The organism is Skermanella sp. (assembly GCF_059503625.1).
This window is the reverse complement of record NZ_JCACHA010000557.1, coordinates 1-24,412: the sequence shown is the minus strand read 5'-3', so window position 1 is coordinate 24,412 and position 24,412 is coordinate 1. Positions and strand designations below refer to the sequence as shown.

The 24,412-nt window shown below is 65.4% G+C and carries 25 protein-coding genes; 17 read left to right on the top strand and 8 right to left on the bottom strand.

The features are described from left to right. Positions 1–25 precede the first annotated feature (25 nt). The 14 genes from AC5JJ6_RS12050 to hypE all read left to right on the top strand — a co-directional run bounded on the left by AC5JJ6_RS12050 (position 26) and on the right by hypE (position 11,109). Entirely contained in the window at positions 26–817 is a 792-nt protein-coding gene (locus AC5JJ6_RS12050; protein ID WP_496042264.1) for a hydrogenase small subunit, read from the top strand. A 77-nt stretch (positions 818–894) separates the two neighbouring features. After that, positions 895–2,688 carry a nickel-dependent hydrogenase large subunit gene (locus AC5JJ6_RS12045; protein WP_496042263.1) on the top strand — a complete coding sequence of 598 codons (1,794 nt, stop codon included), beginning with the start codon at positions 895–897 and terminating at the stop codon, positions 2,686–2,688. A 24-nt stretch (positions 2,689–2,712) separates the two neighbouring features. Next, positions 2,713–3,459, top strand: a complete 747-nt coding sequence (gene cybH, locus AC5JJ6_RS12040; RefSeq protein WP_496042262.1) for a Ni/Fe-hydrogenase, b-type cytochrome subunit — start codon at positions 2,713–2,715, stop codon at positions 3,457–3,459. Beyond that, on the top strand, positions 3,456–4,067 hold the full coding sequence (locus tag AC5JJ6_RS12035) for a HyaD/HybD family hydrogenase maturation endopeptidase (protein ID WP_496042261.1): 612 nt from the start codon (positions 3,456–3,458) through the stop codon (positions 4,065–4,067). Before cybH ends, AC5JJ6_RS12035 begins: the two co-directional genes overlap by 4 nt. 14 nt (positions 4,068–4,081) lie before the next feature. After that, positions 4,082–4,393, top strand: coding sequence for a HypC/HybG/HupF family hydrogenase formation chaperone (locus tag AC5JJ6_RS12030; RefSeq protein WP_496042260.1), 312 nt, complete (start codon positions 4,082–4,084; stop codon positions 4,391–4,393). Next, on the top strand, positions 4,393–4,761 hold the full coding sequence (locus tag AC5JJ6_RS12025) for a hypothetical protein (RefSeq protein ID WP_496042259.1): 369 nt from the start codon (positions 4,393–4,395) through the stop codon (positions 4,759–4,761). The genes AC5JJ6_RS12030 and AC5JJ6_RS12025 overlap by 1 nt, the downstream gene beginning before the upstream one ends. Positions 4,762–4,813: 52 nt before the next feature. Continuing rightward, a complete protein-coding gene (locus AC5JJ6_RS12020) occupies positions 4,814–5,656 on the top strand; it encodes a hydrogenase expression/formation protein (protein WP_496042258.1) in 843 nt (280 codons plus the stop codon). Continuing rightward, positions 5,653–6,345, top strand: a complete 693-nt coding sequence (gene hybE / locus AC5JJ6_RS12015; protein WP_496042257.1) for a [NiFe]-hydrogenase assembly chaperone HybE — start codon at positions 5,653–5,655, stop codon at positions 6,343–6,345. The genes AC5JJ6_RS12020 and hybE overlap by 4 nt, the downstream gene beginning before the upstream one ends. A gap of 3 nt (positions 6,346–6,348) precedes the next feature. After that, complete coding sequence (locus tag AC5JJ6_RS12010; RefSeq protein WP_496042256.1) at positions 6,349–7,527, top strand: nickel-dependent hydrogenase large subunit; 1,179 nt, start codon at positions 6,349–6,351, stop codon at positions 7,525–7,527. After that, complete coding sequence (hypA, locus tag AC5JJ6_RS12005; protein WP_496042255.1) at positions 7,514–7,861, top strand: hydrogenase maturation nickel metallochaperone HypA; 348 nt, start codon at positions 7,514–7,516, stop codon at positions 7,859–7,861. Before AC5JJ6_RS12010 ends, hypA begins: the two co-directional genes overlap by 14 nt. Next, positions 7,861–8,685 (top strand): hydrogenase nickel incorporation protein HypB, encoded by an 825-nt coding sequence (gene hypB / locus AC5JJ6_RS12000; protein ID WP_496042254.1) that lies wholly within the window; start codon positions 7,861–7,863, stop codon positions 8,683–8,685. Before hypA ends, hypB begins: the two co-directional genes overlap by 1 nt. Before the next feature lie 11 nt (positions 8,686–8,696). After that, positions 8,697–8,924, top strand: coding sequence for a HypC/HybG/HupF family hydrogenase formation chaperone (locus tag AC5JJ6_RS11995; RefSeq protein ID WP_496042253.1), 228 nt, complete (start codon positions 8,697–8,699; stop codon positions 8,922–8,924). After that, positions 8,921–10,066, top strand: a complete 1,146-nt coding sequence (hypD, locus tag AC5JJ6_RS11990; RefSeq protein ID WP_496042252.1) for a hydrogenase formation protein HypD — start codon at positions 8,921–8,923, stop codon at positions 10,064–10,066. The genes AC5JJ6_RS11995 and hypD overlap by 4 nt, the downstream gene beginning before the upstream one ends. Then, positions 10,063–11,109, top strand: coding sequence for a hydrogenase expression/formation protein HypE (gene hypE, locus AC5JJ6_RS11985; protein WP_496042251.1), 1,047 nt, complete (start codon positions 10,063–10,065; stop codon positions 11,107–11,109). Before hypD ends, hypE begins: the two co-directional genes overlap by 4 nt. Positions 11,110–11,144: 35 nt before the next feature. On the opposite strand, the gene AC5JJ6_RS11980 is transcribed toward hypE, so the two are convergent. The 5 genes from AC5JJ6_RS11980 to AC5JJ6_RS11960 form a co-directional block, all read right to left on the bottom strand. Continuing rightward, positions 11,145–11,504, bottom strand: coding sequence for a NifB/NifX family molybdenum-iron cluster-binding protein (locus AC5JJ6_RS11980; protein WP_496042250.1), 360 nt, complete (start codon positions 11,502–11,504; stop codon positions 11,145–11,147). Positions 11,505–11,625: 121 nt separating this feature from the next. Next, positions 11,626–13,761 (bottom strand): methylmalonyl-CoA mutase, encoded by a 2,136-nt coding sequence (scpA, locus tag AC5JJ6_RS11975; protein ID WP_496042249.1) that lies wholly within the window; start codon positions 13,759–13,761, stop codon positions 11,626–11,628. A 64-nt stretch (positions 13,762–13,825) separates the two neighbouring features. After that, positions 13,826–14,422, bottom strand: coding sequence for a biotin transporter BioY (locus AC5JJ6_RS11970; RefSeq protein ID WP_496042248.1), 597 nt, complete (start codon positions 14,420–14,422; stop codon positions 13,826–13,828). Between the two features lie 30 nt (positions 14,423–14,452). Continuing rightward, a complete protein-coding gene (locus tag AC5JJ6_RS11965) occupies positions 14,453–16,438 on the bottom strand; it encodes an acetyl-CoA carboxylase biotin carboxylase subunit (protein ID WP_496042247.1) in 1,986 nt (661 codons plus the stop codon). Between the two features lie 13 nt (positions 16,439–16,451). After that, on the bottom strand, positions 16,452–17,984 hold the full coding sequence (locus tag AC5JJ6_RS11960) for an acyl-CoA carboxylase subunit beta (RefSeq protein ID WP_044431012.1): 1,533 nt from the start codon (positions 17,982–17,984) through the stop codon (positions 16,452–16,454). A gap of 206 nt (positions 17,985–18,190) precedes the next feature. Here AC5JJ6_RS11960 and AC5JJ6_RS11955 point away from each other — a divergent pair, with 206 nt between their 5' ends. Then, on the top strand, positions 18,191–19,681 hold the full coding sequence (locus tag AC5JJ6_RS11955) for a helix-turn-helix domain-containing protein (protein ID WP_496042246.1): 1,491 nt from the start codon (positions 18,191–18,193) through the stop codon (positions 19,679–19,681). A 261-nt stretch (positions 19,682–19,942) separates the two neighbouring features. Beyond that, a complete protein-coding gene (locus AC5JJ6_RS11950; RefSeq protein WP_496042245.1) occupies positions 19,943–20,854 on the top strand; it encodes a GlcG/HbpS family heme-binding protein in 912 nt (303 codons plus the stop codon). Between the two features lie 65 nt (positions 20,855–20,919). Here the strand turns inward: AC5JJ6_RS11950 and cowN are convergent, their stop codons facing one another. Beyond that, positions 20,920–21,222, bottom strand: coding sequence for a N(2)-fixation sustaining protein CowN (gene cowN / locus AC5JJ6_RS11945; protein ID WP_496042244.1), 303 nt, complete (start codon positions 21,220–21,222; stop codon positions 20,920–20,922). A gap of 184 nt (positions 21,223–21,406) precedes the next feature. Between cowN and AC5JJ6_RS11940 the strand changes: the two genes are divergently transcribed. Beyond that, positions 21,407–21,787 carry a hypothetical protein gene (locus AC5JJ6_RS11940; RefSeq protein ID WP_496042243.1) on the top strand — a complete coding sequence of 127 codons (381 nt, stop codon included), beginning with the start codon at positions 21,407–21,409 and terminating at the stop codon, positions 21,785–21,787. Between the two features lie 170 nt (positions 21,788–21,957). On the opposite strand, the gene AC5JJ6_RS11935 is transcribed toward AC5JJ6_RS11940, so the two are convergent. Then, complete coding sequence (locus AC5JJ6_RS11935; RefSeq protein WP_496042242.1) at positions 21,958–23,286, bottom strand: alpha/beta fold hydrolase; 1,329 nt, start codon at positions 23,284–23,286, stop codon at positions 21,958–21,960. Positions 23,287–23,485: 199 nt separating this feature from the next. After that, positions 23,486–24,412 (bottom strand): MFS transporter (locus AC5JJ6_RS11930; protein ID WP_496042241.1); only part of this gene is annotated, 927 nt, incomplete at its 5' end.

Sequence of the window (24,412 nt, the reverse complement as noted above, 5' to 3'; positions counted from 1 at the left end):
TCCTGCTCAAGCTGCTTCAGATTAAATGAGCGTTAACCTGAATTCCGAGCCGTGCATTGCCGCCGTGGAAGGCAATCCGCCCCTCAACGAAGACGGCATGTACTGTATCGTCGGCGGCCGCCCGTTCGTCGAGCAGCTCCGCGAAGTCTGCTCCGATGCGATGGCCGTGATCTCCTGGGGCTCCTGCGCATCATGGGGCTGCGTCCAGGCGGCCAAGCCCAACCCGACCAGGGCGACCCCCGTCCACGAAGTCATCCTGGACAAGCCGATCATCAAGGTGCCGGGCTGCCCGCCGATCGCCGAGGTCATGACCGGCGTCGTCAGCTACATCCTGACCTTCGACAAGATGCCGGAGCTGGACCGCCAGGGCCGGCCCAAGATGTTCTACAGCCAGCGCATCCATGACAAATGCTACCGCCGCCCGCACTTCGACGCCGGCCAGTTCGTCGAGCAGTGGGACGACGAGCAGGCCCAGAAGGGCTATTGCCTCTACAAGATGGGCTGCAAGGGTCCGACCACCTACAACGCCTGCTCGACCACGCGCTGGAATGGCGGCGTTTCCTTCCCGATCCAGTCGGGTCACGGCTGCATCGGCTGCTCCGAAGACGGCTTCTGGGACAACGGTCCGTTCTATGACCGCCTGACCAACGTCAAGCAGTTCGGGATCGAGGCGAACGCCGACCAGATCGGCGGCACGGTCGCCGGGGTCGTCGGCACCGGCATCGCCGCCCATGCCGCCGTCGGCGCCGTCAAGCGTGCCCGCATGAAGTCCGGTGAAACCCAGGCCCCTGCTCCCTCCACCGCCTCCCGCGACTGATCCCCAGTCCTCAACCGCCACACATGACATCCGGCGTCCCCCCGAGCGGGACGCCGCAGGACTAAAGGAACAGCGCGATGGTCACCGTTTCCACGCCGAATGGATTTTCCCTCGACAACAGCGGCCGCCGGGTCGTCGTCGATCCCGTCACCCGGATCGAAGGCCATATGCGGGTCGAGGTCAATGTCGACGAGAACAACGTCATCCGCAACGCGGTCTCGACCGGCACGATGTGGCGCGGCCTCGAAGTCATCCTCAAGGGCCGCGACCCGCGCGACGCCTGGGCCTTCACCGAGCGGATCTGCGGCGTCTGCACCGGCACCCACGCGCTGACCTCGGTCCGCGCGGTCGAGAACGCGCTGAACATCAGCATCCCGGAAAACGCCAACACGATCCGCAACATCACGCAGCTCACGCTGTATGTGCACGACCATCTGGTCCACTTCTACCATCTGCACGCGCTCGACTGGGTCGATGTGGTTTCCGGCCTGAAGGCCGACCCCAAGGCGACGTCGGAGCTGGCGCAGAGCATCAGTTCGTGGCCCAAATCGTCGCCCGGCTACTTCCGCGACGTCCAGGCCCGCCTGCGCAAGTTCGTGGAAAGCGGCCGGCTCGGCCCGTTCAAGAACGCTTATTGGGGGCACGAGGCCTACAAGCTGCCGCCGGAAGCCAACCTGATGGCGACGGCGCACTACCTCGAAGCGCTGGATTTCCAGAAGGAGATCGTCAAGATCCACACGATCTTCGGCGGCAAGAACCCTCACCCCAACTGGCTGGTCGGCGGCGTCCCCTGCCCGATCAACATCGACGGGAATGGCGGCGTCGGCGCCATCAACATCGAGCGCCTGAACCTCGTTTCCTCGATCATCGATCAGACGATCGACTTCGTCAATCAGGTCTACATCCCCGACCTCGTCGCCATTGCCGGCTTCTACAAGGGCTGGCTCTATGGCGGCGGCCTCTCCAGCACGTCGCTGATGTCATATGGCGACATTCCGGAACGCGCGAACGATTACTCCGACAAGAGCCTCCAGCTCCCGCGCGGCGTCATCCTCAACGGCAAGCTGGACGAGATCCACGAAGTCGACCTGACCGCCGCCGATCAGGTCCAGGAATTCGTCAACCACTCCTGGTACAAATACGCCGACGAGTCCAAGGGCCTCCACCCCTGGGACGGCGTGACCGAGCCGAACTACGTGCTCGGCCCCAATGCCAAGGGCACCAAGACCAGGATCGAGGCGGTGGACGAAGGCGCCAAGTACTCCTGGATCAAGTCGCCGCGCTGGAAGGGCCACGCCGTCGAGGTCGGCCCGCTGGCCCGCTACGTCATCGGTTATGCCCAGAACAAGCCGGAGTTCAAGGAGCCGGTGGACCAGTTGCTGAAGGCGCTGGACGTTCCGGTCACAGCCTTGTTCTCGACCCTCGGCCGCACGGCGGCGCGTGGGCTGGAATGCGGCTGGGCGGCGGAGAAGATGCGCTACTATCAGGACAAGCTGATCCGCACCATCAAGTCGGGCGACGAGAGCACGGCCAACACCGCCAAGTGGGAACCCTCGTCCTGGCCGAAATCGGCCAAGGGCGTCGGCTTCACCGAAGCGCCGCGCGGCGCGCTCGGTCACTGGATCAGGATCGAGGACACCAAGATCGCCAACTATCAGGCGGTCGTGCCGACCACCTGGAACGGATCTCCCCGCGACACCAAGGGCAATATCGGCGCGTTCGAAGCGTCGCTGCTCGATACGCCGGTGGCGGACCCCAACCAGCCGCTGGAGATCCTGCGCACGCTGCACAGCTTCGATCCCTGCCTCGCCTGCTCCACCCACGTGATGGCGCCGGACGGACAGGAAGTCACCCGCGTCACCGTGCGCTGAGCCGACCGGAGAAGGATCGCCGCCATGACAGCCCATGTAGACAAGAGATCGGCGGACGACGAGATCGCCGATCTCGGCACCGCCGAGCACCACCTCCAGGTCCGCCAGACCGCCATCTACGTCTATGAGTGGCCGGTGCGCCTGTGGCACTGGGTCAATGTGGCGGCGATCCTGGTGCTCGCCGTCACCGGCTACTTCATCGCCTCGCCGCTGCCCTCGTTGCCGGGCGAGGCGAGCGCCCATTACCTCATGGGGTATATCCGCTTCGCCCATTTCACCGCCGGCTTCATTATGGCCGCCGGCATGATCGGGCGGATCTACTGGGCCTTCGCCGGCAATGTCCACGCCCGGCAGATGTTCGTCCTGCCGTTCTGGTCAGCCAAGTTCTGGCGGGAGGTGCTGATCGAGGCGCAGTGGTACGCTTTCCTGCGCGACTATCCGAAGAAATATGTCGGCCACAATCCGCTGGCGCAGCTTGCCATGGTGACGATCTACAGCGTCGGCAGCATCTTCATGATCGTCACCGGCATGGCGCTGTATGCGGAAGGCGCCGGCAGGGGCAGCATGTTCGACATGGCATACGACCTGGTCATCCCGCTGACCGGCAATTCGCAGAACCTCCACACGATCCATCATCTGGGAATGTGGGCGATCATCGTCTTCGTAATGATCCACGTCTACGCCGCCGTCCGCGAGGACATCATGAGCCGGCAGAGCATGATCAGCACCATGGTCAGCGGCTGGCGCATGTTCAAGGATGACGGCAAGTGACGATCGATGCGGCGCGCCCCGTCCTCGTCCTCGGCATCGGCAATATCCTGTGGGCCGATGAGGGCTTCGGCGTGCGCTGCGTGGAAGAACTCCACCGCCGCTGGAGCTTCCCCGAAGAAATTCTGGTGATGGACGGCGGCACGCAGGGCCTCTACCTCGTCCACTACGTCCAGGCGGCGAAACGCGTGATCGTGTTCGACGCCATCGACTATGGCGAGCCGCCCGGCACGCTGAAGCTGGTGCGCGGCGACGAGGTGCCGAAATTCACCGGCGCCAAGAAGATGAGCCTGCACCAAACCGGCTTCCAGGACGTGCTGAGCGCCGCCGAACTGCTGGGCGGCGTCCTGGACGATATCCTGCTGATCGGTGTCCAGGCCGAGGAACTGGAAGACTACGGCGGCAGCCTGACCGATCCGGTGCGGGCACAGGTCGAACCGGCCCTTGCCGTCGCGTGCCGCCAGCTGGCGGACTGGGGCTACCCGGCAAGTCCGCGATCCGGAGCACCGGCGCCGCTGCTGCACGGCGGCATTGCACTGGGCGACTACGAAGCCGGCCGCCCTTCCCCCGACGACGCGTGCCGCGTCGGCGACTCCCGCTTCTTCGGCTGAGAGGACCCGCACCGATGTGCATCGGCGTCCCCATGCGGATACGCTCTACGAATGGACTGACCGCTCTGTGCGAAGGTCGCGGCGAGGAGCGCCGCGTAAGCCTTCTGCTCACCGGCGAGCAGCCGGTGGACGCCTGGGTCATGGTCCATGTCGACACCGCGATCCGCACGCTGGACCCGGTCGAGGTCCCGCTGCTGAACGACGCGCTCGACGCTCTCGAGGCGGTCAGCCGGGGCGATCCTTTCGAGCATCTGTTCGCCGACCTGATCGGACGCGAACCGCAGCTTCCCGACCACCTGAAACCGAATGCGAAGGAACCGGCCTGATGGCAAATCCTGTGATCGAGCGACTGATCGGGATCGAAGGCTGTCCCGTCGTCACGACGGAGAACGTGGACGAGTTCCTGGCGCTCGACGGCATGGTGGTCCTGTTCTTCACCGGCGACCCGCGCCAGCGGCCGGAAAGCAACGACGTCGCCGTCGTCCTGCGCGAGATGTCTTCCGTCTTTCCTGGCCAGTTCCGGGTCGGCATCGTCGATCAGGCGGCGGAAGAGGTGCTGAAGCCCCGTTTCGGCGTGCTGGTCGTCCCGACGCTCGTCTATCTGCGCCGGGGCAAATTCATCGGCCTGATTCCCCGCATCCAGGACTGGCAGGTCTACATCGAAAAGACGCGCGGCTTCCTGGCCGCCGCCTGATCCTTTTTCTTCACTCAGCCATTCGACGGGACCGACCATCATGCGCCACCCCATGAAATGTGAAGACGAAGAGCAGCCGACCGGCGTTTTCCTGGGCGGCCCTTCAGCGGAAACGGTCGAACTTTTCCAGATGCCGCCAGCCGTCCGCCGGGTCGATCGCCTGACCCTGCCGGGAGCCGCCGCCGGTCTTCAGGAAGTAGCATCCCTTCTGGAGCAGGTGCGCCAAGCGCTCGCCGGCTTTTCCGCCGGCGCCGAACCCGCGCTGTTCCCGGTCGCTCACCTGGACGAAGCGGCCCTGGCCCTGCTGGACGACGCGCTCGGCGAGGGTGAGGTCGGCATGATCGTATCGGGCGTCGCCGAGTACCAGATCCAGGAATCCGTGCTGCCCGGCGTCTGGCGCGTCAAGACGTTCGACCAAGCCGGAAAGCCGATCGGCGACCATATCGAAGTCGCCGAAGTGCCCAGCGTCGTCCGCGCCGCCGCGACGGCAGCGACGCGGCCGGAACTGGTCATCGGCGATCCTCCCGCCGGCTGCATGAACGTCATGCCGGTCCTGGCCGAGCTGCGCGCCCGCACGGCGGCATACCGTCCGGGCCAGCCCAACCATGTCATCAGCTTCACCCTGTTCCCGATGAACGAGGTGGACATGGGCTTCCTGAAGCGGACGCTGAACCTCGGTCCCGTCCAGGCCGTCTCGCGCGGTTATGGCACCTGCCGCGTCACCCTGACCGGCCAGCGCCACGTCTGGAGCGTCCAGTACCTCAACGCGATGGACACGATCATCCTGGACACCCTGGAAGTCGGCGACGTCCCGGTGTCGCTCCGCGCCGCCGACGAGGATTTCCAGGACAGCGCGGAACGACTTGGGGAAATCCTGGAGGCCTATTTCCAATGACGGAGCCCCACGCCGGCACCGTCATGGAATGCGGCGTCTGCTGGACCCGCTACGATCCGGCGGAGGGCGACGCAGTGGCGCAGGTTCCCGCCGGCACGCCGTTTTCGGCGCTGCCCGACGACTGGCGCTGCCCGACCTGCGACGGCGAGAAGCATCGTTTCCTGGCATTCGGCGACCTCCCGGCTACCGATGCCGATTCCAGCCCCGCCGATTCGCTGGCCGCCGCGTACCGGCACATCGCGACGACCCGGATGGCGGACCTGCCGGTCTACAACCACCGCCTCGACGTGGTGGCCGTCGGCTTCCAGCGGTTCGGCGACGGCTGGCTCGGCATCGTCGCCACTCCCTGGTTCATGAACGCCGTGCTGGCTCCTTTGGAAGCCGGCGCCTGGAACGGCATCCGCGACGGCATCAAGGTCACCCGCGTCCTGCCGTCCGGCAGCTACGAGTTCGTCGCCGGCCATATCGAGGGTATCGGCACGATCCTCAACTGCTCGCTCTTCTCCCCGATGTTCGAGTTCCAGGAACAGGCAGCCGTGATCGAAGCTGCCGAGGCAGCGATGGGAGCCCTGCTCGCTCCTGAAGACTCCGCCGAACCCGAAGCACCTCCGCCATCTCCCCTGCCCCCGCCGGCGCCGCCGGCGGAAGTCAGCCGCCGCCACCTGCTGCGCGGCAGCTTTGGAAGCTGAGCCATGACCGCTCTCTCCGGTATCGAAGGCGAGCTCGCCGTCGGGATCCTGGTGGTCGACGCGACCGTCGCCGACGTCCGGCTGCGCTCCACCCGCACGACCGGCGTCGGTTCGATGCTGACGGGCCGCCCGATGGGAGAGGCGCTGTCGCTGGTGCCGATGCTGTTCAGCCTGTGCGGCATCGCCCAGGGCGTCGCCGCCGCGAATGCCTGCGAATCGGCTGCCGGCGTCACGCCCTCGGCTGCCCAGCGGGCGGCGCGCGAGATCCTGATCCTGGGGGAAATGGCGGACAGCCATGGCTGGCAGATCGCCATGGAATGGCCCCGCCTCGGCGGCGCTTCTCCCGACCACGGCCTGCTCCTGCCGCTCCGCAAGGCGACATCTGCGCTCGCTCCCGCCCTCTATCCCGCCCGCGACTGGACACGGCCCGGCGGCGGGATGCTGCTGCCCGACGCCGAAAAGCTGAGCGACACCCGCCTGCACCTCTCCGCAGCGATCGACAGGCTGATCGGAGACGGCTTTTCCAGGCTCCGAAACGCGGACGACCTTCAGGGCTGGGCGCAGCGTCACGCCAATCCCGCATCCCGGCTGATCGCCCGCATCATCGCCGACGACACGGCGGGCTTCGGCCGGAGCGGCGTCGCGGCGCTGCCCGATCTGCTGCCCGGCTGGTTCGCGGAGCAACTGACCTCGGCTCCGGACTTCTCCCAATTGCCGCACTTCGACGGCAAGCCGGCCGAAACCGGTGCTGCGCACCGCATCGCGTCCACGCCGCTGATCGCCGACTTGAAACGGCGCCACGGCAACGGCCTTCTGACGCGTTTCACCGCCAAGCTGGTGGAACTGGCAAGCCTGCCGGCCCGCCTCGCCGCCCTGTCCGGCTACCTGTCGCCCGAGCATCCCAGCGAAACTCCGTCTGAGCCGACGGGATCGGGCGCCGGATTGACGGACACCGCACGGGGAAGGTTGGCCCACTGGATTGCCCTCGACCGGGGCATCGTCAGGGATTTCCGGACCGTCGCACCGAACGAATGGAACTTCCATCCCCAGGGTGCGCTCGTGCGCGGCCTCGTCGGCCTGCCTGCCTGCGACGATCTCCGGCGCCGGGCGGATCTGCTGATCGCGGCGCTGGACCCCTGCGTGCCATGCCGCGTCATGATCGAGGAGCATGCCGGTGCATGAAATGTCGCTGTGCCAGGGCATCCTCGACATCATCGAGGAGCGAGCCGCCGCCGACCGCTTCAGCCGCGTGACGAAGGTGCGGCTCAGCATCGGCGCCCTCTCCCACGTCGATCCCAAGGCGATCGGCTTCGGCTTCGACGTCGTGACCCGCGACACCGTCGCAGACGGTGCTGTGCTGGAGATAGACCAGCCGCCCGGACAGGCCTTCTGCATGGCCTGCTCTTCCACGGTGACAATCCCGGCGCGGGGACAGCCCTGCCCGAGCTGCGGCAGCCATCAACTGATGGTCGTCGGCGGCGACGAACTGCGTGTCGATGAACTGGAGGTTTCGTGATGTGTACGGTCTGCGGCTGCGGCCCCGGCGAGACCCGGATCGAAGGACATGAGCACGAGCACGAGCACGAGCATGAACATGTCGGCCCGGACGGTACGGTGACGCGGCACACTCATCGCCACCACGGCCATTCCCACGACCGCGACATTCAGCCGAGCCGGCTGATCAAGGTCGAGCAGGACATCCTGGCGAAGAACGACCGCTTCGCCGCCGTCAACCGCCAGCTCTTCGCGGCGTCCGGCACCCTGACGCTCAACCTCATGTCCAGCCCCGGTTCCGGCAAGACCACGCTGCTGGTCCGCACCCTGACCGACCTCCGGGAAACCCGGCCCATGGCCGTCATCGAAGGCGACCAGCAGACGAATTTCGACGCCGAGCGCATTCGGGCGACCGGCGTTCCCGCCATCCAGGTCAACACCGGCAAAGGCTGCCATCTGGACGCGCAGATGGTGACCCAGGCGCTCGGCGTGCAACCGGCCCCGCGTGACGGGGTGCTGTTCATCGAGAATGTCGGCAATCTAGTCTGTCCCGCCGGTTTCAATCTCGGCGAGTCGAAGCGCGTCGTCGTGATCTCGGTGACGGAAGGGGAGGACAAGCCGCTAAAATATCCTGATATGTTCGCCACCGCCGACCTCATGATCGTCAACAAAACGGATCTGCTGCCGCATCTCAGCTTCGATCTGCCCCGGCTGATCGAAGGCGCCTGGCAGGTCAAACCCGGCCTCGAGGTGATCGAGCTGTCCTCGACCACGGGCGCCGGGCTCGACCGCTGGTACGATTGGCTCGGGTCGCACCAGCCATCGTCTCCTTCGGTCCCCGCGTAAGGAAGCCTCCCATGTGTCTCGCTCTGCCCGCCCGGATCACTGAAATCCATGACGATGACTCCGCCACGGTGACATTGGGCGGAGTCCGCAAGCAGGTTTCGCTCGCCCTGGTCGAGAACGCCGAAGTCGGCGACTACGTCATCGTCCATGTCGGCTACGCCTTGTCGAAGCTCGATCCCGCTGAGGCGGAACGGACGCTGGCGCTGCTGACGTCGCTGGATGCCGGTGCGGCGGCATGAAATACGTCGACGAGTACCGCGACGGCGCGCTGGCATCCCGGATCGCCGCCGCCATCGCGGCGGAGGCCGATCCCTCCCGCCGGTACTCCATCATGGAGTTCTGCGGCGGCCATACCCACGCGATCTGCCGCTACGGCATCGAAGACCTGCTGCCCGCCAACGTCGATATGATCCACGGCCCCGGCTGCCCGGTCTGCGTGCTGCCGATCGGCCGGCTCGACATGGCGATCGACCTCGCCCGCCGTGGGGAAGTCATCCTGTGCGCCTATGGCGACATGATGCGGGTGCCGGGCAGCGACCGCACCAGCCTGACCAAGGCGCGTGCCCAGGGCGCCGATATCCGCATGGTCTACGGCAGCGCCGATGCGCTGCGTCTGGCCCAGGAGAACCCCGGCCGCGAAGTCGTCTTCTTCGCCATCGGTTTCGAGACGACGACGCCGACCTCGGCCGTCGCGATCAAGCAGGCGGCGGCACTCGGCCTTCGCAACTTCAGCGTCTTCGCCAACCATGTCCTGACGCCGTCGGCCATTCAGGCGATCCTGGACAGTCCGGAGGTGGCATCCTCCGGCGCCGTCCGCGTCGATGCCTTCATCGGCCCCGGTCATGTCAGCACGATCATCGGCTCCGCCCCCTACGAGCGCTTCGCCCGCGACTACCGCCGCCCCATCGCCGTTTCCGGTTTCGAGCCGCTCGACATCATGCAGTCGATCCTGATGCTGGTCCGCCAGCTCAACGAAGGCCGCTGCGAGGTCGAGAACCAGTTCAGCCGCGCGGTGACGCGCGACGGCAACGCCAAGGCGCAAGCCCTGGTCGATGAAGTCTTCGAACTCCGCGACAGCTTTGAGTGGCGCGGACTCGGCACCATCCCCGACAGCGCGCTACAGATCCGCGAAGCCTTCGCCGACTGGGACGCCGAGCGCCGCTGGCAGCTCCGCTACACGCCAGTAGCCGACAACAAGGCCTGTTCCTGCGGCAAGATCCTGCGCGGCGCCAAGAAGCCGCTCGACTGCAAGATCTTCGGCACCGTCTGCACCCCGGAAAACCCCATGGGCTCCTGCATGGTCTCCCCCGAAGGCTCCTGCGCCGCCTACTACCTCTACGGCCGCTGGCGCGATGCTCCCATCATGGCAGACAAGCAATGACCAACCGCCAGCCCTATACCCGCAAGCTCGACCTGAAGAACGGGCGGATCGACATGAGTCATGGCAGCGGCGGGAAGGCCATGGCTCAGCTTGTCGATGAGGTTTTCGTCAAGGCCTTCGCCAACCCGCTGCTGGAGCAGCGGAACGATCAGGCGATGTTCGAGGTTGCGGCGGGGCGGATGGTGGTGACGACCGACAGCTATGTCGTCTCGCCGCTGTTCTTCCCCGGCGGCGATATCGGTTCGCTGGCGGTCCACGGGACGGTCAACGATATCGCCATGGCCGGCGCCAAGCCGCTCTATCTGACGGCAGGCTTCATCATCGAGGAAGGCTTTGCCCTGAAGGACCTCGACCGCATCGTCACGGCGATGGCGGAAGCCGCGCGGGCCGCCGGAGTCGCCATCGTCACCGGCGATACCAAGGTGGTGGAGCGCGGCAAGGGCGATGGCGTCTTCATCAATACGACCGGCATCGGCGTGGTTCCGCCTGGGGTCAGCCCGTCCGGCGACCGAGCCCGTCCGGGCGACGCCGTTCTGGTCAGCGGCACGGTCGGCGACCACGGCGTCGCTGTTATGTCCACCCGCGAGGGGCTAAGCTTCGAAACCAGCATCCTGTCGGACAGCGCGGCGCTGCACGGCCTTGTCGCCGACATGGTCGCGGCGGTGCCCGGCATCCACGTCATGCGCGACCCGACCCGAGGCGGACTGGCGACCACGCTGAACGAAATCGCGCATCAGTCCGGCGTCGGCATGGTTCTGAATGAGGCCGCCGTTCCGGTTCGGGAGGAAGTCGCCGCCGCCTGCGAGCTGCTGGGCCTCGATCCCCTCTACGTCGCGAACGAGGGCAAGCTGGTGGCGATCTGCGCGCCCGAAGATGCCGAAACGTTGTTGAATGTCATGAAAAGTCATCCGCTCGGCGCCGATGCGTCGATCATCGGCACCGTGCGGGAGGACAGCCACCGCTTCGTCCAGCTGGAGACCACGTTCGGCGGCAAGCGGATCGTCGATTGGCTGGCGGGCGAACAGTTGCCACGAATCTGCTGACGACCACCTGAACGACTAACCGGCCAACCGACCGATCAGTAGTCGTGGTCGCATTTCTCCGGAAGTAGGGCCGGAGCCGGCAGGGTGCCGGCGAAGAAGCCCTTGATGGCGGCGACAGGATCGGTCTCGGAAGTCAGCACCGCCTGGATGTCCCGTGACGCACATTTCTTGATGAACTTCTCCCGCGCATTGCCGGTGATGACCACCTTGACCTCGTCCAGCGGATGCGGACCGTCGCTCTCGAAGACGTGGAAGATCTGGTCTTCGGCAAGGTGAAGGTCCTTTACCTTGACCGGCTCGGTACCGGCTTCGGCTTCATAGACCAGGAAGCTACGGCAGCGGCCGGCATGGGGGGTGACGGTTTCCAGGTCCAGGCTGGTCAGGGCGAAACGCATATCGGGTCTCCGGGCACACAAGCGATGCCCGAAAATGCCACGGCCCGCGCCCGGACATCATTGAGATGCCGCAAGCGCGGGCCGTCCTGGCGTTATGCCGCAGGCTGTCCTGCTCCCGAATTCAGTCCCGGATGATGCCTAGGATCTCGTGGGCCGCCTTGGGAATGTTGGTCCCTGGACCGTAGATCGCAGCAACGCCGGATTCGCGCAGGAAGTCGTAGTCCTGGGGCGGAATGACGCCGCCGCAGACGACGATGATGTCGTCCGAACCCGCCTTCTTCAGTTCCTCGATCAGCGACGGGACCAGAGTCTTGTGACCGGCGGCCTGGCTGGACACGCCGATGACATGGACGTCGTTCTCGATCGCCTGCCGCGCCGCCTCTTCCGGGGTCTGGAACAGCGGTCCGACATCGACGTCGAAGCCGATATCGGCGAAGGCGGTCGCGATCACCTTGGCGCCCCGGTCGTGACCGTCCTGGCCCATCTTGACCACCAGCATGCGCGGCCGGCGGCCTTCGGCCTCGGCGAAGTCGGCGACCTCCTTCTGGATGGCCGCGAAGCCCGCATCGCCCTCATAGGCAGCACCATAGACGCCGCTGACCGAGCGGATGACCGCACGGTGGCGGGTGAACACCGCCTCCAGCGCGTCGGAAATCTCGCCGACCGTCGCCCGTGCCCGCGTCGCCTTGACCGCGAGATCGAGCAGGTTGCCGGAACCGTCCCGCGCCGCCGCCGTCAGCGCGTCTAGGGACGCCCGCCATGCCGCCTCGTCGCGGCTGGCGCGGATCTGCTGGAGACGCGCCACCTGTTGCTCGCGGACGGCGGTGTTGTCGATGCTCAGGACATCGACCTTCTCGGGGTTGGCGACCCGGTACTTGTTGATGCCGACGACGACTTCCTCGGCCCGGTCGATCCGGGCCTGACGCTGGGCGGCGGCTTCCTCGATCTTCAGCTTCGGCATGCCGCTCTCGACCGCCTTGGTCATGCCGCCGAGGCCTTCGACCTCGTCGATCAGGGCCTGCGCGTGGGTCGCCAGCGAGTTGGTCAGCGCCTCGATGTAGTAGGAGCCGCCCAGCGGATCGACCACGTGCGGGATGCCGGTCTCTTCCGCGATGATGAGCTGCGTGTTGCGCGCGATGCGGGCGGAGAACTGGGTCGGCAGGCCCAGCGCCTCGTCATAGGCGTTGGTGTGCAGCGACTGGGTGCCGCCGAGCACGGCGGCCATCGCCTCGACCGTGGTCCGGATGATGTTGTTGTAGGGGTCCTGCTCGGTCAGCGACACGCCGGAAGTCTGGCAGTGGGTCCGCAGCGCCAGCGAGCGGGCGTCCTTCGGTTCGAAATTCTTCTCCATCAGCCGCGCCCACAGCAGCCGGGCGGCGCGCAGCTTGGCGATCTCCATGAAGAAGTTCATGCCGATCGCGAAGAAGAACGACAGGCGCGGAGCGAACTGATCGACCTTCAGGCCCTTGGACTTGGCGGCGCGGACGTATTCCAGACCGTCGGCCAGCGTGAAGGCCAGTTCCTGCACGGCGGTGGCGCCGGCTTCCTGCATGTGGTAGCCGCTGATCGAGATCGAGTTGAAGCGCGGCATGTTCAGCGCCGTGTACTCGATGATGTCGGCGACGATCCGCATGCTGGGTTCGGGCGGGTAGATATAGGTGTTGCGGACCATGAACTCCTTCAGAATGTCGTTCTGAATGGTCCCGGCCAGCTTGTCCTGGCTGACGCCCTGCTCTTCCGCCGCGACGATATAGCCCGCCAGCACCGGCAGCACGGCGCCGTTCATGGTCATCGACACGGTCATCTTGTCCAGCGGGATATCCGCGAACAGGATCTTCATGTCCTCGACGCTGTCGATCGCGACGCCCGCCTTGCCGACGTCGCCGACGACGCGCGGATGATCGCTGTCGTAGCCGCGATGGGTCGCGAGGTCGAAGGCGACCGACAGGCCCATCTGACCGGCAGCCAAGTTCGCCTTGTAGAACTTGTTGCTCTCCTCCGCCGTGGAGAAACCGGCATATTGCCGGATCGTCCAGGGCCGGTGGGAGTACATGGTCGCCCGTGGCCCACGGGTATAGGGCGCGAAGCCGGGAAGCGTTTCCAGCTCCAGCCCCGCCAGATCGTCCGCCGTATAGAGCGGCTTGACGGGAATGCCTTCCGGCGTGTTCCAGACGAGGGTGTCCGGCGAGGCGCCCCCGGTGTCCTTGGTTGCCAGCGTGGTCCAGTCGGCCAGCGTCTTCTTGGGGAAATCAACCATGGGACAATACCTCCGGGGCCAGCTTCGTTCTAACAACAGGATTCAGGTGTCAGTTTAACAGGTGTCAACCGCCGATGCCGCCCTGCGACCGGCGGGCAACCACCGCCCAGGACGCCTGCATCAGGGCCGCACCCAGGGCGGTCTTCAGCAGGGTCGCGGCGATGAAGGGCGTCAGCCCGACGGCGATGGCCTTCTCGGCGCCGAACAGCACCGCAAGCCATGCGACGCCGGGGACGAACAGCAGGACATGGCCGACCGACATGGCAACCAGCGCCTTGACCGGGCTGCGGTCCCAGCCGCGTTCGGCCAGCCAGCCGATCAGACCGGCGGCCATGACGAAGCCGGCGAGATAGCCGGCGGTCGGACCGGTCATATAGGCGAAACCGGCGCCCGCCCCGGCGAAGACCGGCAGACCCGCCAGACCTTCGGCCAGATAAAGCAGGACGGTCGCCGTCGCGAGACGGCTGCCATAGGCCATGCCGATCATCATGATGGCAAGGCTTTGCAGGGTCATCGGCACCGGCCAGAACGGGACCTGGGCCTTGGCCGCTAGCGCCAGCAGCAGGCTGCCGGCGATGGCGAAGCCGGCGGACCGGATCAGGCTGTTGCCGGGAGCCAGCGTGTCCAGCAGCGTCGGATGGGTCGCGGAATGAGACGTCATGGAGAAACCCCTTGCTCTACACTTCAGCGATCAGGCGAACTCGATGATGATCTGATCCACCGCAAGGCTGCTGCCCGGCTCGGCATGGATCTTCGCCACCTTGCCATCCTGCTCGGCGCGCAGAAGGTTTTCCATCTTCATCGCCTCGACGACGGCCAGTTCCTGGCCTGCCTTGATCTCCTGACCCACTTCGACCGCGACGCGGGCAAGCAGGCCCGGCATCGGGGAGAGCAGGAACTTGGACATGTCGGGCGGCAGCTTGACCGGCATCAGGTCGGCCAATTGCGCGGCGCGCGGCGACAGGACCTGCGCCTTCATCTCGGCGCCGGCATGGATCAGGCGATAGCCGGTCCCAAGACGGTCGAGCTGGATCGACAGCGGGCGGTAGTTGACCGTGCCGTTCCACAGCGGCTGGCCGATCTCCCACGAGCCGCGAACCTCGAAGCGCTTCCCGCCGAACACCACGTCGTAGCCGTCGTCCAACGCCTCGACCGTGCAGGGATGGTTGGTCCGCTCGGTACGCACCACCCAGTCGCGCGCCACCTTGTGACGGCCCCCGGCCTGCTGGCCGCTGATCGTCCCGGCCCGCTGCTCGACCTGAAGCTGGATGGCGGCAGCCACCGCCATCAGGCGTTCGTTGGTGTCGGTATCGAGCGACAGGCCATGGAAGCCGTCGGGGAACTCCTCGGCGATGAAGTTGGTCGTCAGCCGGCCTTCGACAAAGCGCGAGTGGTTCATCAGCGCCGACAGGAAGCTGATGTTGTGCGCGACGCCCCGGATCTGGAACTTGTCCAGCGCTTCCCGCATGTGGTGGATGGCGCTGTTGCGGTCGGCGCCCCGGCTGACCAGCTTGGCGATCATCGGGTCGTAGAACATGCTGATCTCGCCGCCGTCATAGACGCCGGTATCGACACGGGTATGCTCGTCCTCGGCCGGCGGGATGTAGCGGGTCAGGCGGCCGGTGGAGGGCAGGAAGCCGCGGGTCGGGTCCTCGGCATAGACGCGCGCCTCGATCGACCAGCCGTTCAGCTCGATGTCGCTCTGCTGGAACTTCAGCTTCTCGCCGGCGGCGACGCGAATCATCTGCTCGACCAGATCCAGCCCGACGACCATCTCGGTCACCGGATGCTCGACCTGAAGCCGGGTGTTCATCTCCAGGAAGTAGAAGTTCCGGTTGGCATCGACGATGAACTCGACCGTGCCGGCCGACTTGTATTCCACGGCCTTGGCCAGGGCGACGGCCTGCTCGCCCATCGCCTTGCGGGTCTCGGGGTCGATGAAGGGGCTCGGCGCCTCCTCGATCACCTTCTGGTGGCGGCGCTGGATCGAGCATTCGCGCTCGCCCAGGTACAGAACATTGCCGAAGCTGTCGCCCAGCACCTGGATCTCGATGTGGCGGGGCTGCTCGATGTACTTCTCGACGAACACGCGGTCGTCGGCGAAGCTGGAGCGCGCCTCGTTGCTGGCGGAGCGGAAGCCTTCGCGGGCTTGCTCGTCGTTCCAGGCGACGCGCATGCCCTTGCCGCCGCCGCCGGCCGACGCCTTGATCATCACCGGATAGCCGATGCCGCTGGCGATGCGGGCGGCTTCGTTCTCATCTGCGATGACGCCGAGATAGCCGGGGACGGTGTTGACGCCGGCATCGCGCGCCAGCTTCTTCGACTCGATCTTGTCGCCCATCGCGCCGATGGCGCGGACGTCGGGACCGATGAAGGTGATGCCGTTGGCCTTCAGCGCTTCGCAGAACTCGGCCTTTTCCGACAGGAAGCCGTAGCCGGGATGGACCGCCTGGGCGCCGGTGCGCTTGCAGGCTTCGATGATGCGGTCGGCGACCAGGTAGCTCTGGGCGGACGGGCCGGGGCCGATCAGCACCTTTTCGTCGGCCATCTCCGCATGCAGCGCGTTGGCGTCGGCTTCGGAATAGACGGCGACCGTCTTGATGCCCATGCGCCGCGCCGTCTTGATGACGCGGCAGGCGATTTCACCACGGTTGGCGATCAGGATCTTTGTGAACATGGTGGCGGCGCCTTCAGAGCGGGAGGTTGTCGTGCTTCTTCCAGGGATTCTCGAGCTGCTTGTTCTTCAGCATGGCGAGAGCCCTGGAGACGCGGCGCCGGGTCCCATGGGGCATGATCACGTCGTCGATATAGCCGCGGCTGCCGGCGACGAACGGGGTCGCGAACTTCTGGCGGTATTCCTCGGTGCGCTGCTCGATCTTTTCCGGATCGCCGATGTCGGCGCGGAAGATGATCTCCACGGCGCCCTTCGGCCCCATGACCGCGATTTCGGCGGTCGGCCACGCATAGTTGACGTCGCCGCGCAGGTGCTTGGACGCCATGACGTCGTAGGCGCCGCCATAGGCCTTGCGGGTGATGACGGTGACCTTGGGAACGGTCGCCTCGGCATAGGCGAACAGCAGCTTGGCGCCGTGCTTGATGATGCCGTTGTATTCCTGCGAAGTACCCGGCAAAAAGCCCGGAACGTCGACAAAGGTCACTATCGGGATGTTGAAGGCGTCGCAGAACCGGACGAAGCGGGCCGCCTTGATGGCGGACTGGATGTCCAGGCAGCCGGCCAGCACCATCGGCTGGTTCGCCACGATCCCGACGGAACCGCCGTTGATGCGGGCGAAACCGGTCAGGATGTTCTTCGCGTAGTCGGGCTGGATCTCGAAGAAGTCCGATTCGTCCACGACCTTCAGGATCAGCTCCTTCATGTCGTAGGGCTTGTTCGGGTTGGCCGGGACCAGCGTGTCGAGCGAGAAGTCGTCACGGTTGGCGGGATCGGCGGTCACCCGGACCGGCGGCTTCTCGCGGTTCGACAGCGGCAGGAAGTCGATGAAGCGCCGGGTCTGGAGCAGCGCTTCCACGTCGTTCTCGAACGCCAGATCGGCGACGCCGGACTTCGCGGTATGGGTGACGGCGCCGCCCAGTTCCTCGGCGGTGACGATCTCGTGGGTCACCGTCTTGACCACGTCGGGACCGGTCACGAACATGTAGGAGCTGTCCTTCACCATGAAGATGAAGTCGGTCATGGCCGGTGAGTACACGGCGCCGCCGGCGCACGGACCCATGATCAGCGAGATCTGCGGGACGACGCCGGACGCCATCACGTTGCGCTGGAACACCTCGGCGTAGCCGCCGAGCGATGCGACGCCTTCCTGGATGCGGGCGCCGCCGCTGTCGTTCAGGCCGATCACCGGGGCGCCGACCTTCAGCGCCTGATCCATGACCTTGCAGATCTTCTCGGCGTGGGCTTCCGACAGGGAGCCGCCGAACACGGTGAAGTCCTGCGAGAAGACGAAGACCAGACGGCCGTTGACGGTGCCGTGGCCGGTGACGACGCCGTCGCCGGGGACCTTCTGCTCGTGCATGCCGAAATCGGCGCAGCGATGCTCGACGAACATGTCCCATTCCTCGAATGAGCCTTCGTCCAGCAGCAGCTCGATGCGCTCGCGGGCGGTCAGCTTGCCCTTGGCGTGCTGGCTTTCGACCCGCCGCTCACCACCGCCGGCCCGCGCCGCGGCGCGCATCTGTTCGAGCCTCGCAAGAACTTCCTGCATGATCCGTCGTTTCCCCCGTACTACCCGCCACCTGAACGCACGCGCACCAGAGCCGTCATCGGCTTCTCAGAACGGCAGCGCACCTTATTTGCATCCTTGGCAGGCATGCAACGTTTGTCAGTTAACAAAAGAGCGAACTTGCAAACTACTTCGCCAGGAACGACAATCACCTTGCGAAGTTTGCGAATTTTTAGACATAGACGAGTATGCAAAAGAAGCTGTTTCTTGGTTACAAGCTGCGCCGCCTGCGCGAGCAGCGCGCCCTTACCCAGGCCGCGCTGGCGAAGCAGCTCGAGCTGTCGCCAAGTTACCTCAACCAGATCGAAAACAACCAGCGGCCTTTGACGCTGCCGGTGCTGCTGCGCATCGCCAGCATCTTCGAGATCGATCTTGCCACGTTCGTCGAGGACGAGGAAGCGCGTCTGGTTTCCGACCTGCGGGAAGCGCTGGCCGATCCGCTGTTCACCGGCGGCGCTCCCGGCACCGCCGAGCTTCGCAACGCCACCGCCGCCTCGCCCGAACTGGCGCGCCGCGCCCTGGTCCTCCACCACGCCTATCAGAAGCTCCAGGAGCGGGTGCAGTCGCTGGCTGAAACGCTGTCCAGCCACGAGCGGGGACAGGCGCTGGCCGGCCCGCAGTTCCCCTATGAAGAAGTGCGTGACTACTTCCACTACTCCAACAACTATGTCGGCCCGCTCGACGAAGCGGCGGAAAAGCTGTCGGAACAGGAGGGTTTCCGTCCGGCCGACATGCAGGTTGACCTGATGCGGCACCTGAAGGACCGGCACGACGTCCGCGTCAAGATCATCGCCGACCACGACGGCGAGTCGGCGATGCGGATCTACGACAAGGCCAGCGGCACGCTGTACCTGTCGGCCCTGCTGAGCGGCCCCAGCCGCGCCTTTCATCTGGCGCATCAGATAGCTTTGCTGGGACAAAGCGACGCCATCGAGCAACTGATCGGCCAAGCGAACTTCACGACCGAGGACGCGAAATCCATCTGCCGCGTCGGGCTGGCGAACTATTTCGCCGGCGCGCTGGTGATGCCCTACCGCGCCTTCGCGACCCAGGCCCGCGCCGTCCGCCACGATATCGAGCAGTTGCAGAGCCGCTTCGGCGTCAGCTTCGAACAGGTCTGCCACCGGCTCAGCACCCTGCAACGGCCGGGTGCGCGCGGCGTGCCGTTCTACTTCGTCCGCGTCGATATGGCGGGCAACATCACCAAGCGCCACAGCGCCACCCGCTTCCACTTCGCCCGCTTCGGCGGAGCCTGCCCGCTGTGGAACGTCCACGAGGCCTTCGCCCAGCCGGGCAAGATCCTGGTCCAGCTGGCCCGGATGCCGGACAACGTCGCCTATATCTGCGTCGCGCGCAGCGTCACCAAGCGCGCCGGCGCCTATCTGAAGCCGACCCGTCAGTTCGCCATCGGGCTTGGCTGCGAAGCGGCCTATGCGTCGGAGGTGGTCTATTCCGCCGGGCTGGACACCAGCAACGCCGACGCCGCCGTGCCGATCGGCGTCAGTTGCCGCATCTGCGAGCGCGCCGACTGCCAGCAGCGCGCCTTCCCCCCGATCGGCAGCCACCTGACGGTCAACGAACACCACCGCAGCTTCGTGCCCTACCTGTTCACGCAGGGGGGGGAGGAGACCGGTGGAGCAGGAGCGCCGAACGGCGTGGTCGAGGGCGTCGGGGGCTGACGTAGAGTCCGGCGGGGTTGCAGGGCGAGAAACCCAGCCTTTTTCACACATCAAGCCGACGATCACCATCGATGACTGTCGCACGGACCATTGTTATCCGAAATTTCGTGTAAAATAAGCAACAACTTTCTGCATGGTTTAGCTCTGTTTATCTCGGATTAGAAATAAATACAGTTCGTCATCTTCACAGCAGATGTGATTAATAGAAAACGCTGGCATTCTTGAATTGCCGAACCACCAACTACGATCACGCCATCAATAATGCTGGGTCCTCGCAGAAAGCACTTCGGACAATCAACTAACCACCCAAGGGAACGGACAATGAAAAGGCAAGTGCTCTTTGGCTTTTGCTTGGCTGTAGCTTCAGTACTCTGTGCATCTCCCGGATATGCCAAAAACGGGGCGGACGACCAAACTCCTGATCCGCCAAATTCTCAATCGTTCTCGCCAGGAGGCTGCAAAGGCCTTCCCAATCACACCGCACTCCTGAAAGCCCTCAAGGCATCGGTGGCGCCAGCCAAGAGGAATGGCGGGTTCGACCTGCAGATGTGGGCGACGATCGTGGATCGGGACGGTTTCGTCTGCGCCGTCGCCTTCTCCGGCGCCGACCGCGAGGACCAGTGGCCAGGCAGCCGCGTCATTTCCGCCCAGAAAGCCCACACAGCCAACGCCTTCAGCCTGGACGGCCTAGCTCTTTCAACCGCCAATCTTTATACAGCGGTACAGCCGGGCGGATCGCTGTTCGGCCTTCAGGAAAGCAACCCCGTCGATCCGCAAGCCGCCTACAAGGGCGACCCGAAAAACTACGGAACGCCGCAGGACGGCATGGTCGGCAAGAAGGTTGGCGGCATCAACGTGTTCGGCGGCGGTCTTGGACTCTATACCAGTGCCGGAAAGGTGGTTGGGGGCCTTGGCGTCAGCGGCGATAGCTCCTGCGCCGACCACAATGTGGCTTGGCGCTTGCGGAAGGCGCTCGGCCTTGACAAGAACGGGACCGGCCCTGCCGGCGTAAGCTCCGCCGGTACCGACGCCATCGTATACGATATCATTCTGTCACAGGGCGTCTTCACGAGCCCGAGCGGTTGGGGGCATCCGGACTGCAAGCCGTCAGCCAAGGGCGTTGCACTGGAAATCGGCTCCGGCGTTGTCGGATCGAGCCTGACGGCCGAATAGCTTTCAGCGAGCCAGCAACATTCGCTTGCGTCCAATCCGGATCGGCCCCGCCGATCCGGATTGGATCAGCAGCACTCGACTTCCAGAACCCGTAGCAATTCCAGTCCTTCCTTGTCGCCGTGCTCTTCGAACAACTCATCGAGATAGCAGACGTGGGAGCATAGCAGGCAAAGCTGATCGGCCTTGCGCTTGGCCGGCTCCAACTCAGCATGGGCGAGCTTGACCTTGAAGGCTTCCCAGAACTTGTTGGTCTTGGTGGGGTCGTCGATGTGCCGGCGGATCGCTTCCACCAGACGCAGGCTGTTGGCCGTGCAGTCAATCCCGGCGAAGCTGGTGTAGCGGTCGGTCGTGCTGGCGGTATCGTCCATGGCGGCTGTTTCCCAACTGAAAGGCGCGTTTCCATACCGCCGCCAGCCGCACGCTGTCGATGCGGCACCGTGCCCTTCCGCCAAGGTTCGGGACGTCAGGTCATACCACGCCCGGATAATCAATTCCCGCGGCCTCGACCCCCATATCGAAAGCGTACGATCCGAAAATCCAAGGACCAAGCCAATGAAACATGGCCTCAAGAAAGCGGCCCCCCTGCTGGTGGGCGCCGCGATGCTGACGGCCTGTGCCGGATTGAACCCGCCGCAGCAGGCGGCGACCGATCCGGCCTATCAAGCGCGTCTGGACCAGTTCACCAACCATCGCTGCAACGACCGCACCGCCGGAGCCTTGCAGGGCGCCGGCATCGCCGCCGACAGCGTCACGGAACTTTACTATACCAAAATCCTCGACACGACGAACGACAGGATTTCACGCTACATCGCCTGGATGCGGCTGGCCGGCCAGCCCGGCCAGCTGGTGGTCGAGAACGACGGCATGACCTGCCGCGCCATCCAGATCTACACCCGGTACGGGGCCAAGGTGGAAGGCGTCTCATCCTACTGATTCCAAGCGCCGGAGAAATTGACATGTAAAACTAAAGTTGCCGCGTAGGTCGGTCTAAAGCGAAGCGGCAGCCGACATAGACGCGCCTGCTTGTCGGCTGCCGCTTCGCTTTAGACCGACCTACGGCGCAAACGTCTTCACGAGGCAACTTCTTCGGCGCTCGGTATGAATTACCCGGCGAAAACTCCAGCCTCACCCCAGCGGCCCTGCCGCCCGGCTCCTGACCGCCGTTCCGCCTCGCTCAGGCAGCGGGCAAGCTCCGGATTGCGCGGGTTCAGCGAACGGGCCTCGGCATGGGCCGCCAAGCCTTCCTCGAAGCGGCCCTGGGCGTCCAGGGCGAGCGCCAGATGATGGTGGAAATGGGCGTGCCGGGGGGCGGATGCGATGGCGGCGCGCTGCGCCGCCTCCGCCCTGCCATGCCGTCCCTGCCCGGCGTACAGCAGCCCCAGCTGATGGTGGACCGCAGCGCTGCCGGAAGCATCCGAGAGGGCTGCGGTCAGGGTTTCCTCCGCCTCCTCGTCCCTGCCCTGCCGGGCCAGCGCCATGCCGAGATGCAGATGGTAGATCGCCCGGTCGGGAGCCAGCCTCAGCGCCCGCCGGTGCGCGGCCTCCGCCTTGATGAAGGCGCCTTCCTGCTGGTCGATCAGGCCGATGTCGTCATGGGCCGCGTCGGCATCCGGGTGGAGGACGAGGCAGCGGCGCAGCCGTGCCCGAGCCTCCTTCATCATCCCCGCCACGCGCAGCCGGCGTCCGTCGAGCAGGGCATCCGCCGCATCGCCGGCCTCGAACAGGCCGCCTTCCAGCGGCAGCATCGAGGGCAGCGTGCCGTCGCGGACATAGCCGTCGATCAGGGGCTTCCAGGCTTCGAAGCGATGGAGCATGGCCGGCACCTCGTGCCCGACGCCGCGCAGGCTCCGCACATTGACGCCCTCCAGATGAGCAACGCGCCGGGCACAGTGGACATCGATCAGGTCGGACTCGCCGAAGATGATATCGGTCTTCCGACCGGCGGAAGGCAGGCCGAGGAAAGGCAGCAGGTCGTCGAAGCCCGTGTCGGGCCGGCTGCCGATATAGGCGCGGCTCCGGCTGCCGGGCAGTTTCAGCAGGGTTTCCGGCCCGATCGCCAGGATGTGGTCGGCATTGACCAGCGTCCCGAACAGCAGGGCCGCATACGCGCCCATCGAGTTGCCGACGCACATGACGGAACGCGGCGCTACATCCTGCATGACGATGCGGATGCCGTCGGCGGCGGCCTCGATCCCGTCGCCGATGCCGGGAATGCCGTCCTGGTACCAGCGATTGCCGGGAATGTTCACGAACAGCTTGTTGACGGCGATATCCCGGAACGTCCCGTAGAACGAGAAGCGTCCCGGCTTCTCGTTGATGTGGGAGAACACGATGACCAGACGGTCGGAACCTGGACACAGTTCGAGCTTGTGCCACTCGCCGCCGTCCGCAGCGGGCCGTTCCATAACGGGCGAAACTCCGGCTTCCGACATGCCCAAATCCTGAAACCGCGAAGTCCCCAGTCTTGCAGCGCCGGGTTAACGCTCCGCATACGCTGCGGTGACAAAGCTGTAACCGGAGAGGCTCACCCGAAGAATAACGAAGGCCGCCGGGATCGCTCCCGGCGGCCTCGTCATGATGAAGCGGCGATAGTTACTGCTTGGCGTCGGAGAAGATATACCGGTTCTTCGTTTACGGCCGGAAGAGAGCGCCGATCACCAGCGTCATCACGGCGATGACGATCGGATACCAGAGCCCGTAATAGATGTCGCCGGTCTGCGCGATCATGGCGAAGGCCGTCGCCGGCATCAGGCCGCCGAACCAGCCGTTGCCGATATGGTAGGGCAGCGACATGCCGGTATAGCGGATGCGGGTCGGGAACAGTTCGACCAGCGCCGCCGCGATCGGTCCGTAGACCATGGTGACCAGGATCACCAGGAAGGTCAGCACCAGGACCAGCGTGAAGGGCTGGGCGCGGAAGATGTCGAAGAAGCCGGACAGCTTGACGATCTCCGGATTGCCCGCCGTCGGATAGCCGGCGGCGGCCAGCGCGTCGCCGACCGACTTGTTGAAGGCGGCTGGCGTCGACTTGGCCGCGTCGCCGCTCAGCTTCGCCGCATCGTAGGCGGTGAACTCCGCACTGCCGGCACCGCCGACCCGGATCACCGCCGCACTGCCGGGAGGACCGCTCTCGATCGAGTAGTTGACCGAGTTCCGGGCCAGGAACGCCTTGGCGATGTCGCACGAATTGGTGAACTTGGACGTGCCGGTCGGATTGAACTGGAACGAGCAGTCGTTAGGGTCGGCGATCACCGTGACCGGCGTCGATTGCTGGGCCTGATGCAGCATCGGGTTGGCGGTCGCCGTGATCAGCTTGAAGACGGGGAAGTACGACACAGCCGCGATCAGGCAACCGGCCAGGATGATCGGCTTTCGCCCGATCTTGTCCGACAGCGTGCCGAAGACGATGAAACCGCCGGTGCCCAGGATCAGCGACCATGCGATCAGGACGTTGGCGGTGAACAGGTCCACCCGCAGGATGTTCTGAAGGAAGAACAGCGCGTAGAACTGCCCAGTGTACCAGACGACCGCCTGCCCCGCGACGAGACCGAATAGGGC